Source organism: Myroides odoratimimus, from assembly GCF_001485415.1.
Taxonomy (GTDB): domain Bacteria; phylum Bacteroidota; class Bacteroidia; order Flavobacteriales; family Flavobacteriaceae; genus Flavobacterium; species Flavobacterium odoratimimum.
Map to the genome: position 1 here is coordinate 94,379 of NZ_BCMQ01000008.1, position 13,749 is coordinate 108,127.

10 protein-coding genes are annotated in these 13,749 nt (G+C 32.5%); 6 read left to right on the top strand and 4 right to left on the bottom strand.

The genetic code is table 11. The features are described from left to right. Positions 1–12 precede the first annotated feature (12 nt). The gene (locus MODO_RS09875; RefSeq protein WP_006259151.1) at positions 13–450 is read right to left on the bottom strand and encodes a MarR family winged helix-turn-helix transcriptional regulator; all 438 of its coding nucleotides are present in this window, start codon (positions 448–450) and stop codon (positions 13–15) included. A gap of 89 nt (positions 451–539) precedes the next feature. Beyond that, the gene (locus MODO_RS09880) at positions 540–2,315 is read right to left on the bottom strand and encodes an AMP-dependent synthetase/ligase (protein ID WP_006263413.1); all 1,776 of its coding nucleotides are present in this window, start codon (positions 2,313–2,315) and stop codon (positions 540–542) included. A gap of 616 nt (positions 2,316–2,931) precedes the next feature. On the opposite strand from MODO_RS09880, the gene MODO_RS09885 reads away from it, so the two are divergent. Continuing rightward, positions 2,932–4,857, top strand: a complete 1,926-nt coding sequence (locus MODO_RS09885) for an LTA synthase family protein (RefSeq protein WP_006259149.1) — start codon at positions 2,932–2,934, stop codon at positions 4,855–4,857. Positions 4,858–5,309: 452 nt separating this feature from the next. Continuing rightward, positions 5,310–7,238, top strand: coding sequence for an LTA synthase family protein (locus MODO_RS09890; protein WP_006261009.1), 1,929 nt, complete (start codon positions 5,310–5,312; stop codon positions 7,236–7,238). Between the two features lie 56 nt (positions 7,239–7,294). On the opposite strand, the gene MODO_RS09895 is transcribed toward MODO_RS09890, so the two are convergent. After that, positions 7,295–7,513 carry a putative signal transducing protein gene (locus MODO_RS09895; protein ID WP_006259147.1) on the bottom strand — a complete coding sequence of 73 codons (219 nt, stop codon included), beginning with the start codon at positions 7,511–7,513 and terminating at the stop codon, positions 7,295–7,297. A gap of 206 nt (positions 7,514–7,719) precedes the next feature. Here MODO_RS09895 and MODO_RS09900 point away from each other — a divergent pair, with 206 nt between their 5' ends. From MODO_RS09900 to MODO_RS09915, 4 genes are all read left to right on the top strand, one after another. After that, positions 7,720–7,911, top strand: a complete 192-nt coding sequence (locus tag MODO_RS09900; RefSeq protein ID WP_006259146.1) for a hypothetical protein — start codon at positions 7,720–7,722, stop codon at positions 7,909–7,911. Positions 7,912–8,032: 121 nt separating this feature from the next. Then, positions 8,033–8,902: a hypothetical protein gene (locus MODO_RS09905; RefSeq protein ID WP_006259145.1), complete on the top strand. Its 870-nt coding sequence runs from the start codon at positions 8,033–8,035 to the stop codon at positions 8,900–8,902. A gap of 100 nt (positions 8,903–9,002) precedes the next feature. Beyond that, positions 9,003–9,845, top strand: a complete 843-nt coding sequence (locus MODO_RS09910) for a J domain-containing protein (protein ID WP_006259144.1) — start codon at positions 9,003–9,005, stop codon at positions 9,843–9,845. 215 nt (positions 9,846–10,060) lie between these two features. Next, positions 10,061–11,035 carry a 3-oxoacyl-ACP synthase III family protein gene (locus MODO_RS09915; protein WP_006259143.1) on the top strand — a complete coding sequence of 325 codons (975 nt, stop codon included), beginning with the start codon at positions 10,061–10,063 and terminating at the stop codon, positions 11,033–11,035. An 88-nt stretch (positions 11,036–11,123) separates the two neighbouring features. On the opposite strand, the gene clpB is transcribed toward MODO_RS09915, so the two are convergent. After that, entirely contained in the window at positions 11,124–13,712 is a 2,589-nt protein-coding gene (clpB, locus tag MODO_RS09920; RefSeq protein WP_006261012.1) for an ATP-dependent chaperone ClpB, read from the bottom strand. Positions 13,713–13,749: the final 37 nt, after the last annotated feature.

Here is a 13,749-nt window from a genome sequence, read left to right on the forward strand (position 1 = left end):
AAGGTACAAAAATTATTTGTCTTCAAATATACTTTTGTCGTTGATTAACTGATTGATAACTTCAGTTACTTCCATAAAGTGCTGAATTTTCTCCTCTGATATTTGAGTTCGAATTTTTTCGTTAAAGCGTTTCACTTTTGCTTTAGATAATTCTCTTTTCTCTAAGCCTAGAGGAGTTAATTTTATAATCACACCACGGCCATCATTAGGGTTCTTTTCACGTGTGATTAATTTGTTTTCTTCTAATTTTTTTAGAGTACGAGTAAGACTCGTAGCTTCCATCCCCATGTTGGGGCCTAGTAGAGTAGAAGGGGTACCTTCTTTGTCTATACTTAGTAGTGCAAATGCAAGTGACATTGTCGCATCGTATTTAGCAGCTTCTTCATTATACATTCTAGCCACTGCCTGCCATGTTGCTCTAAGTATATAATCGATTGTTGTGTTCTTCATACCATTTAGAATAATTCAAATATAAAAAAAAATAGTATGCGTGCATACTATTTTTGAAATATTTCTTGATTAAGTGATTTTTTGTGTCATTAACTTCTGTAAATCTTGTCGTATAAGTCTTTATGTTTCTCAAGAATAATACGTCTACGTAGTTTTAGAGTAGGGGTTAAGTGCTCACTGTCAATGCTCCACACATCAGGAGTAAGTTCGAATTTTTTCACTTGTTCCCATTTACCGAATTTTTTATTTACAGCTTCTACTTCTTCTGCAACGCGGTCGATAACTTTTTGATTCGTTGCTATTTCTTCGTTAGTAGTACCGATATCATATCTTTTTCGACGTGCCCATTCTTTAACGAAGTCAAAATCTATCTGAATAAAAGCAGCAGGCATCTTTTCTCCTTCACCGATGACCATGATTTGTTCGATAAAGCGAGACTGTTTCATCATATTTTCAATCATCTGAGGAGCTACATATTTACCTCCAGATGTTTTGAACATTTCTTTTTTACGGTCAGTGATGTGTAAGAAACCATCTTCGTCTATTTTACCAATGTCCTCTGTATGGAAATATCCGTCTTTTATAACGCTATTTGTTTTTTCTTCGTCTTTAAAGTACCCCATCATCACGTTAGGAGCTTTACATAAGATCTCTCCGTCTTCCGCTATCTTTACCTCTACATTACTTAAAGGGCGACCTACTGTTCCGAATCTCAATCCTCCATTACGAGCATCGTTTACTGATATAACAGGAGAAGTCTCAGTAAGACCATATCCTTCCATTACAGGAATACCAGCAGCATTGAATACTTTAGATAGGCGAGCCTGAAGTGGAGCACTACCAGAAACAATGATTTTCATTTGACCTCCTAGTCCTTCTTGCCATTTACTAAATACTAGTTTTCTAGCTATTTTTAGTTGGAAGTTATAGAAGGCGCTTCTATTATATGGTTTATATTGGAATCCTAGTTCAAGAGCCCAGAAGAAAATACGTTTTTTAATACCAGTAAGAGAAGATCCTTTAGCAAAGATTTTATCATATACTTTTTCTAATAAACGCGGTACTACTGTCATGACATTAGGACTAACTTCTTTTAAGTTATCTCCCATTTTATCAATAGATTCCGCATAGTAAATAGAAGTACCTGAGAATTGGTAAAGATAAATCAGCATTCTTTCAAATACGTGGCACAGTGGTAAGAAACTAAGAGCTTTATAGTGATCTTCACGTCCAAAAGGAACTCTATCCCAGCTACCTATTACATTAGATAAGATGTTATTATGAGACAGCATCACACCTTTAGGTCTACCCGTAGTACCAGAGGTGTAGATTAGCGTAGCTAAGTGATCTGGTGTGATAGAATCTTTAATGCGATCCACTTCTTCTTGATTAGAAGTATCTCTTCCTAATTCAAGAATCTCATCAAAAGTTTTGCATCCTTCTATATGTTCAAAAGAACAAATACCTTGTAGAAGTGGTAGTTGATCTTTAACACTTATTAATTTGTTATAAATTTCTTGATCTGATACTACACAGTATTTTGCTTCTGCATGACTAAGAATGTACTGATAGTCTTCAGCTGCAATGGTAGGATAGATAGGCACATTCTGAGCGCCAATTTGTAAAATACCAATATCTAAAAGATTCCATTTAGTTTGGTTATTAGTAGAGATGACAGCTATTTTATCATTTGCTTCTATGCCTAGACGTAGTAAGGCACGCGAAACCATATTAGCCTTATCTATATACTCCTGTGAGGATGTTTTTTCCCATACTCCGTTCACCTTAGTAACTAAAGCTGCAGCCAGAGGAAAGTGTTCATTCTGCAAATAAGGAATATCAAAAAGTCTTGTAGGATTTACCATATTATCATTAATTAGCTAACGCAAAGTACAAAAAAAATATAAGATTTCTCGTATTTAGTATGTACTTAGCAATTTTTATCTGGTTTATTTGCAATTCTCGTAGTTGATTTTCTACTAAACTACATTATTCATTTTCTATATTGTGCTTGATGATGATTGTACTTAGAGCTTAAGTCATTGTAAATCAACTTTTATAAATATAGTAAAAAAATAAGTAGACACTTCATTATATTTTGATATAATCACTGAAAACTATTATTGAATATTAGTGTCCTTAAGAGATTGGGTATGCTGTATCGCCCTATTATCACTATATAATTATAGTAGGTAAGTCCGTAGTGAGTCCGTTATGAGTCCATAGTGAGTCCGTTATTTATTGAGATATATCGGAGTGATATCTTACTAATCGCGTTGTTAGTAGGGAGATGTATGTAGGAAGACAGAATGTTTTGTAAAAGAATGTTCTATCTTTAGATAAAGATTATAGAGGATTGTTGTTAGTACGAAAGGTATAATTTTTCTTAAATTTTCTTTAGTTTGGATATAAAATGCTTCTAAATGCTAATAGAAGTCCGAATAGAAATGATTAAGTTTGTGTTTTTAAAAAAATAACAATATGATTTCTAATCGATATCGATTGAATGAAGTATTAGTACTGGGGTATAGGTTATTCTTAGCTTTCTTCTTTTACTTTATTGCTCGTACACTATTTTACTTTTATAATAGTGATTTATTAAATGTAGACTCTTTTGGTCAGTTTTTAGAATTAGCGTATCACGGTATCACGTTTGATAGGATGGCTATTTTTTATGTAAATATATTATTTATATTATTATCTATTCTGCCTTTATTTATCAATACAAAAAAAGGGTATCAGAAGGTCGTGTTTTACGCCTATATCATTCCTAACTTGATAGCGTATTCTACTAATTTTATTGATTTTATTTACTATAGATTTATTTATGCTCGTACTACTATAGCTGTTTTCGACAGTTTAGAACACGAGTCAAATAAGGGACAATTGTTTTTTAACTTCTTGGTTAATTATTGGCATGTTTTTCTTATTTGTATTGTACTATGTGTGCTATGGGTGTACTTGTATACCAAGGTGAAGTTTACTCGATTTTTGAAAGTTGAGGATAAGAAGTCTTATTGGTTATCTACTGTCTTGATTATTATTGTGACAGGAGTGGGCTTTGTGGCAGGAGTAAGAGGGGATCTGAAGAAAGCAACTAGACCATTGAATATTATAGATGCAAATCGACATGTAGAGAAACCAGAACATGCAGATATTGTATTAAATACTCCATTCGCTATCTTGAGAACAATCGGTAAGACTAGTTTTAAGAAAGTAGAATATATGGATGAAGCTACACTTAACCAAAATATAAGTGGGGTGAAGCAGTATCATACTAATGAACCTAGCACTCCTAATATAGTATTGTTTATCACAGAAAGTTATGGACGTGAGTATATAGGAGCTTTTAATAAAGATATGAATATTAAAAACTATAAGAGTTATACTCCTTTTATAGATTCGCTTTCTCAGCATAGTTTAATATTCCCTAATGCATTCGCTAATGGCTATAAGTCTATTCACGGTGTGTCATCTGTCATCGCGGGTATTCCTTCGTTTAAAGATGCATTTACATCATCGCCTTATCCGAAGCAGAAGATCGAATCACTAGTGTCTACACTGAAGTCTAAAGGATATGATACATCTTTCTTCCATGGTGCTCCTAATGGATCTATGGGGTTCTTAGGATTCGGTAATATCTTAGGGTATGATCACTACTATGGAAAGACAGAGTATAATAATGATGATGACTTCGATGGTACTTGGGGGATTTGGGACGAACCTTTCTTCCAATATATGCGCACTACATTAAATGAAAAGAAAGGACCTTTCTTTGCTACTATTTTTACCGTGTCTTCTCATGAGCCATTTAATATTCCTGCTCAGTATGAAGGGAAATTCCCTATAGGAGATGTGCCTATCCATAAGACAGTGGGATATACGGATTATGCTTTTAAGAAATTCTTTGAAGAGAGCAGTAAAGAACCATGGTTTAAGAATACAATTTTTATCATCACTGCGGATCATACTAATCAGATCGCCTATGATGAATATAAAGAGCTTGTTAATCGTACTGCAGTGCCTATACTTATCTATACACCAGATGAGAGATTAAAAGGAGTAGATAAGAGATTAGCTCAGCAGATAGATATTTATCCTACTGTACTAGATCTAATAGGGTATGATAAACCTTTTAGAAGCTGGGGAAGAAGTCTAGTTAATGATACAATAACGACTCCATATACGATTAATTATGGAGGTAATGAATACACTTACCAAGAAGGAAATTATATCGTAAGGTTTAATGGGAAAGAGGTGACAGGGTTCTTTGATATTAAAGATAAGGGATTAAAGAAAAATTTAATCGGTCAAAAGAATAAGGAAATGGAAAGACTCGAAATAAAGTGTAAAGCCTTTATTCAAGACTATTTTGAACGTATTATAGATAAGCGATTAGATAGATAAGTATTATAAATAGCACCTTAATCAAGGTGCTATTTTCTTTTTAAGAAACTTTTTTTATTAAAAGTTTTTAGGAGTAATTCTTTGTTTATGAATTTATTTGATTGTTTTATCTAAAAATTTTGAAATTAAAAGAAGTATTAATCTTGTGTTAGTAATATTAATGTTGAGTTTAATACAAAACGTTATTGTAGCTAGTATTATTAAAAAATAATGCTGTTAGTCTATATGTGTTTATTTGGGTGAAATGATAGTGTTTAATTAGGTGTTTTTGTACAGGATGATGAATAAATTTATTAATTTAAATTAAAAGTGTAAGTTATTGGTATTGTGTATTTATGTGAAAATTGTATTAAAAAAAAATGTAAATCTTAAACTTGCTTTAGATTAACTTTTTAGCGCTGAGTTTTGGTTAAATTTGCCCAACTTTTTTTAAATATAAACCTTACAATTCTATGACTTCTAATAAATTTAGAGCCTATGAAGTAAAAGTGATGTTGTATAGATTATTTCTTGCTTTTGTTTTTTACTTTATTGCTCGATTGTTATTTTATTTTTATAACGCAGATTTATTAAGCATTGATTCCGTTGGACAATTTTTATCACTATCTTTTTACGCCTTATCATTTGATAGTGCATCTATATTCTATATGAGTATTTTGTTCATCTTATTATCAATAGCTCCTGTTTTTATAAATACCAAACCTAATTATCAGAAAGTTGTTTTCTTTGCTTATTTCATTCCTAATTTACTAGCTTATGCTACTAACTTTGTAGACCTTATTTACTATAGATTTATCCAGTCTAGAACCACCGTAGCTGTGATGGATAGTTTAGAACATGAGTCTAATAAAGCAACGTTATTGTTTAACTTTCTATTTAGTTATTGGCATGCTTTAGTTTTGTTTCTTATATGTTCTGCTTTGTGGATTTATTTATATACTAGAGTTAAAATAAAACCTGTCAAAAGAGAAGAATCTACTAGTCGCTATTATATATCTACTGCTTTTATAGTAGTAATTTCAGTAGTTGGTGTAGTCTCTGGTATAAGAGGAGGTGTGACTAAGAAAACTAGACCAATAAATATAGTAGATGCCAATCGACATACTACTAAGCCAGAGCATGGGGATGTAGTCTTAAATACTCCGTTCACAATCTTAAGAACGATAGGGAAGAGTAGTTATAAGGAAGTGAACTATATGGATAAAAAGACATTAGAAAAATACATTAATGATGTAAAACAATATAATGTCAATGAACCAAGTACTCCTAATATCGTATTATTCATAACGGAGAGTTTTGGACGTGAGTATATTGGAGCCTTTAATGAAGGGACAGATATTCCAAACTATAAGAGCTACACTCCTTTTATAGATTCTTTGGCTAAGCATAGTTTGATATATCCTAATGCCTTTGCTAATGGGTATAAATCGATTCATGCTATTCCTTCTATTTTAGCAGGTATTCCTTCTTTTAAGGATGCTTTTACTTCTTCTCCATTCCCTAACCAGAAGATAGAATCTGTAGTGTCTATATTGAATAGTCAGGGGTATGATACTTCTTTCTTTCATGGTGCGGTGAATGGTTCAATGGGATTTTTAGGATTTGGAAATATATTAGGGTATGATCATTACTACGGAATGACTGAGTATGATAATGATGATGATTTTGATGGTACATGGGGGATCTGGGACGAACCTTTCTTTCAGTTTATGAGTAAAACATTAAACGAGAAGAAAGAACCTTTTTTCGCAACATTGTTTTCAGTATCTTCACATGAGCCTTTTAGAATACCAGAACAGCATATAGGGAAATTTCCCAAAGGTAATCTTGAGATACATGGACCTATAGGTTATACTGATTATGCGTTTAAGCGTTTTTTTGAAGAGAGTAGTAAAGAACCATGGTTTAAGAATACTATTTTTATTATCACAGCGGACCATACTAATCAGATTTATTATGATAAGTATAAGGAATTAGTAAATAGAACTGCTATTCCTATTATGATTTATACGCCTGATGAGAGGTTAAAAGGGGTAGATAATCGATTGGCACAACAAATGGATATATATCCTACTATTTTAGATTTAATCGGTTATGATCAACCTTTTAGAAGTTGGGGGAGTAGTTTGCTTAACGATACTACAAGTGATCGTTTTACAGTAAGTTATGGAGCTAACGAAATAACTTATCAAACAGGTAATTATATTGTCCGATTTAATGGCATTAAAGTAACAGGCTTTTATGATATAAAAGATAAAGGGCTTACTAAAAACTTAATCAAAGAGAAGAATAAAGAAATGGAAGAAGCAGAAATGAAGTGTAAGGCTTTTGTCCAAGATTATTTTGATCATATTATCAATAGAAAGTTATCTGATATATAGAGGTGTTTTCTCTAAAGAGTAAAGGTTCACAGTTAAATCTGTGAACCTTTTTTATTTTACTCTGTAAAGTCGTTTTCGATTAATAATTCTTTAGCCTTATCTAAGTCTTCTTCATCGACTAAGATATGTACTGCTCTGTCAAGTGTTCCTGCTCCAATTCCGATAGCTGATTGTATATCATCTCTAATTATGTAGGGAATATTATTTTCATCTAAGAGATTTCTTACTGCGAGAACGATAATCTCACTGCCAGCAAATAATTTTTTGTGACTCATAACCTTCTGTATTTGTTCTTTTCTAAATTATGACTTTTTTAATTAAGAGAGTAAAAAAGATAAGTTAAAATCAAAATGAATTAGCCTATAAGTTTTTTTATTACTCTAAAAAGGAGTATCTTAATAAAAGAATTATAAAACAAAAAATATCTTATAAATGATAAATTATAAGTAAAAGAGAAGAGGTTTCATTAAACTGAATGATTATGAAAATAGAGGAGACAAAGGCATTTAGTCAATTGAGTAGTATAGCGCAATCAATTGTCAACAAGAGTACTTCCAAAAAACAGATTTCAGATGCTGTGATGATTGTGAAGAATATAGGTTTCGAAAAATGGAGTAGTATTACAGACCTACCTATTATGTGGCATCAGATAGTAAAGGAACTGGCTGTATAAATAATAGAATAGATGAAGTAGAAAAGATCTTATCCTATCAGGATGAAGATCTTTTTTCATTTATACAACAATAATAACTTCGAAATATAATTGTAATTTTATTTCAAATTTAAAATAGAGTATGAATATTGTTTATTTGGTTTTTGGTAATAAGATGAGTTATTATCAACAAGTTTTTTTCTCTATATATACCGTATTGGCTTATAAAGGAGCAAGTGATAATATTATTGTATTGACTGAAGAACCTTCTCTGTTTAATCAATTAAAGGGAAGAATAACGGTAGAATCTTTAGATAAGGATCTTGTTAAAGATTGGTTAGGGAAGTACCAATATATGTTTAGAGTAAAAATAAAGGCATTAGAGTATATCGCTCAGCAGTATCCAGAGAAAGATTTATTGTACCTAGATGTAGATACTTTTGTTTATAATTCATTAACACCTCTAAGAGATAAACTAGAACAAGGAACAAGTATTATGCATATAGATGAAGGGCAGCTCAATAAATTTACTACGAAAACAGGAAAGAGATTTTGGAAAGAATTGAAAGGTAATACTTATGGAGGAATTCTTATTACAGAAGATACCTGTATGTGGAATGCTGGTGTTCTAGGAGTGTCAAAAAGTAACTTTTCAAGTATTTCACTAGCTTTAGATATAACAGATCAGATGTGTCAAGCAGGTATTAAAGCATTTACAAAAGAGCAACTTGCTTTTTCTTTAGCTTTTAATTCTACTGGAGATATGACACCTGCAGATCATATTATTGGTCATTATTGGGGAAATAAAGAACAATGGGATGATTTTATATCTGATTGGTTAAAAAAAGCGTTTATGCATAATTATACAGTAGATGAAGTGATCGCTAATGTTAGAAGTATTCCTCTGGATCAAATACCTTACTACCTTAAACACTCTAATACTTTAAAGCGTCTATCTAGAAAGTTACAAAATATCTTTCAACCTAAAAATCCACAATTTATAAAGAAGTAAAATTTTTTATAATCACTTGATTTTGTAATAAAAGTATTTGTTTATTTAAACTTATATCGACTTGTTATTGTTAATTTTGTTAATAAATTGATTTGTTTAAATGAATAAGGTTAATTATTATAGAGTGTTAGGAGTTAATCCTACCGTATCAGAGGAAGAGCTTAAGCGTGCTTTTCAGTCTTTATATGAGCGTTATAGTCCAGATAAGAATCCGAGTAGTTTATTCTATAAGACGATGTTCGAACAACTGAATGAAGCTTATGCTACATTAGGAGATAGAGAAAAGAGAGAAAAGTATAATATAGCGAATGGCTATGAGGTACCTGTCTATTCTAGACCTGAGGATAAACAAGAAATCTCTAAAAAGAAAGAAAAGATGGTAGATACAGGAAGTAATAATGCCTATATTTTCTTATTTGTGGTTATTGGTATTATCGTTGTTTTAGGAGGGTATTTAGTTTACTATACATTTAATGAGAGTGAAGATACAGAGATTAAAGAAACAGTGATTGTTGAGCAAGAATTGCCAAAACCTAAAGCGACTATAAAGAAAGTAGAAGTGAAGCCTGTAGAGGTAAGAAGAGAGGTTTGTACTGCCGAAAAAAAAGAAAAGGAGCATCAACATACAGAAAGTGTGAAAGAAATACCTGTAACTGATAAGGCAAAAGAAGTAAAAAAGGAAATCTCTGTAGAAAAGAAGGTAGAGGCAACTAAAGTAAGTAAAGAAGAAAAGCTTACTAAACCAAGTTCTAAAACAGATAATCTGAATGATGAGTTTCAAACAAAGAAAGCGTTTAAAATAGGAGCGAGTAAGAATGATGTATGGGCTGTACAAGGAGATCCTACAGATATAAAAGAACAAGGTGATATCGAGACATGGTATTACGGTAAGAGTAAGATTAGATTTAAAAATGGAAAGGTTATAGATAGTACAAGTTTTTAATTGGTACTTAAAACCCTATTTACTACCTTTTATTTTTAAACAAAAGGTACTCAATAAAGGTGTTTAGAATGTTTTTTTATATAAGTTGTTGTTTTTGTTGGTATTAGTAGATGTTATAAAGTATTGTTTTTCGTGTTAAAATTCAACGGTTTTAGTTTTTTAACTAGTAAGGTTTATAAATTTATGTAATTAAATTACAATCAAAATTTATAATTATGACAATAAAACAGACCTATTTTTATCACCCAACTAGTTATGAAACAAATGAGTGTGTAATAGCTTCTTTTGAACAAAGAAATATTCCAATGCAAAGAATTCAACAGAGTCTTGGAAGGAAAAAAAGATTTATTCTAGATCGAAATTCTACAGAAACAACACTTACTATGGCTACCAAAGCTGCAAAAGGAGCATTAAAAGAATGTGGTTTGCATATTGAAGATATTGATGTTATTGCTTTAGTTTCTGCTACACCAGAGCTTTTAGTACCATCAGCTTCTATCAAGTTGCATCAAATGTTGAATGCAAAGAAGAAAACTATGTGTTTTGATTTAAATGCCAATTGCATTGGAGCATTTATAGCGTTAGATCAGTTGACTAAATATTTGCAATGTACTCCTAATATGCAGAGAGCATTAATTGTATGTGCAGAGAATCTATGTCGTATAGTAGATAATAATAATCCAATTACAGCATTTTGTTTTTCTGATTCTGCTTTTGCTTTTATTCTTGATAAGGATGGAGAAAGTATAGGACTTAAGGATGTAATGTATCATACAGATAGTGATATTGCTGATACAGTGTCTTATCCGCCAGCTGGCTTTTCTCAGTTTAAGAATGAAGATGTATTAGTATGGGATCGCTCCTTTGACGGAATGGGAAGTGTGGACTTCATAAAGAAAGAACTATTATTATTTTTAGAGAGAAATAAAATGAGTGTAGAAGATATAGATTTGTTTATGTTTTCTCAGTTTTCTTATAAAAATGTACAATTAATCAAAGAGTATTTTAATTTAGGTGATGATAAAGTGCCTTTTTATTCTCATGAATTAGGATATACTGGTTCGTCAAGTCCTTTTTTAGCATTAGATCAATATCAGCGAAGAGTAAGGAAGATTAAACAAGGAGAGCAGATTTTGTTTTGGACACTAGGTGCTGGTTATGAAGCAGGATTAATGCTTTGGGAATACTAATTAAAAGTATACGCAATAAAAAACACCCTAAGTCATCTAGACTTAGGGTGTTTTCATTTTATAACTATTCACTAACTAATCCGAAATGTTATTGTTGGTTTCTGAAGACCAACTCGTTGTTAAACGAGTCTAACAAGATCATACTATCTGCTTTTACATTACCAGATAAGATTTCTTTAGACAAGCGGTTCAACACTTCTTTTTGTACTACACGTTTTACAGGGCGTGCACCGAACTCAGGATCAAAGCCTTTAGTAGCTAAGAACTCTTTAGCTTCCGCAGTAGCTTCCATATGTATGTTTTGTTGAGCAAGCATTTTGAATACACTTTGTAGTTGTATATCTACAATCTGTAAGATGTTGTTTTTGCTCAATGGAGTAAACATCACTACTTCATCTATACGGTTTAAGAATTCAGGACGCACTTGTTGTTTCAATTCGTTTAGTACTTCCACTTTAGCATCTTCAGAAGCCTGCTCCATATTCGTAGCATTCTCAAACTTCTCTTGGATGATATGACTACCCATATTAGAAGTCATGATGATGATTGTGTTTTTAAAGTCAGCTAAACGTCCTTTATTGTCTGTTAGACGTCCTTCATCTAAAACTTGAAGTAAGATATTAAATGTATCAGGGTGTGCTTTCTCAATCTCATCTAATAACACTACTGAGTAAGGTTTTCTACGTACAGCTTCTGTTAATTGACCACCTTCATCATATCCTACGTATCCTGGAGGCGCTCCTACTAATCTACTTACACTGTGTCTTTCACCATATTCACTCATATCAATACGAGTCATCGCATTTTCATCATCAAATAAGTACTCTGCTAATGCTTTTGCCAACTCTGTTTTACCAACCCCAGTAGTACCTAAGAATAGGAATGAACCTATTGGTTTTTTAGGGTCTTGTAATCCAGCGCGACTTCTGCGTACTGCATCACTAATCGCTTCAATTGCTTCTTCTTGACCTACTACACGTTTGTGTAACTCCTCTTCTAAGTGAAGTAGTTTTTCTCTTTCACTTTGAAGCATTTTAGTAACAGGTACACCAGTCCATTTCGCTACTACTTCAGCGATATCATCACTTGTAACTTCTTCTTTAATTAGCGATTGACCATTTTGGTTTTCGTCTAATTGTTTTTGTGCTTTCTCAAGTTCTTCTTGAGCATCTTTTATCTTACCATATCTAAGCTCAGCTACTTTTCCATAGTCACCATCGCGTTCTGCTTTTTCTGCTTCCAGCTTATAAGTTTCTATTTCTTGTTTGATAGCTTGTACCTTATCTACAACCTCTTTTTCAGATTGCCATTTGCTATAGATATCGTTTCTTTCTTCTTTTAAGTTAGCTACTTCTAATCCAAGAGATTTAAGTTTATCCTCATCGTTCTCACGTTTAATCGCCTCAATTTCAATTTCTAACTGCATAATCTTACGATCTAATACGTCTAGTTCTTCTGGTTTAGAGTTGATCTCCATTCTTAGTTTAGCCGCAGCTTCATCCATAAGGTCAATTGCCTTGTCTGGTAAGAAACGGTTGGTGATATAACGCTCTGATAAATTAACAGCAGCTATAATCGCCTCATCTTTTATACGTACTTTGTGGTGAGCTTCATATTTCTCTTTTATACCACGTAGGATAGAGATCGCACTTTCTGTATCTGGCTCATCTACCATTACTTTTTGGAAACGACGCTCTAAAGCTTTGTCTTTCTCAAAGTATTTTTGATACTCATCTAATGTAGTTGCTCCGATAGAACGTAGTTCTCCACGTGCTAATGCAGGTTTTAAGATATTTGCTGCATCCATCGCACCATCACCACCTCCAGCACCTACAAGGGTGTGAATCTCATCAATGAATAGAATGATATTTCCTTCAGCAGAAGTTACTTCTTTTACTACTGATTTTAAACGCTCTTCAAATTCTCCTTTGTACTTCGCACCTGCAATCAAAGCTCCCATATCTAAAGAGAAGATTTGTTTGTCTTTTAAGTTTTCAGGTACGTCTTGTTGTACGATACGGTGTGCTAATCCCTCTGCAATAGCTGTTTTACCAACTCCTGGCTCACCGATAAGCATTGGGTTGTTTTTAGTACGACGGCTCAAGATTTGTAACACACGTCTGATTTCTTCGTCACGACCAATTACAGGATCCAGCTTACCTTCGTTAGCTAATTGCGTTAAGTTATTCGCATATTTATTTAAAGAGTTGTAAGTTTCTTCTGCAGAGGCAGAAGTTACTCTTGCTCCATTTCTGATTTCGTTAATTGCAGCTTCAAGTTGTTTTTCTGTAACACCTTGATCTTTTAAGATCTGAGCTACTTTGCTTTTCGACTTGAAGATCGCTAAGATTAAATGCTCAATAGATACATACTCATCTTTCATTTTTGTAGCGATAGCCTGAGCTTCAGTGATAGCAGTACCTGCTTCTCTTGATAAGCCCATTTGTCCACCAGCTACTTTAGGAAAATTAGAGATTGTAGCATCTAATACAGATTTAAAAGTATCTATATTAATGTTCAATTTCTTTAAGATAAATGGAGTAACGTTCTCGTCTACTTCCATTATCGCCTTAAAGATGTGTTCGTTTTCTATTTGTTGTTGCCCAAGCCCTTGCACGATAACTTGTGCTTGTTGTAGGGCTTCTTGTGATTTTATTGTAAAATTATTTAAGTTCATATAGTAAATCGTTTATTTGTTTGGATATATCGTAATA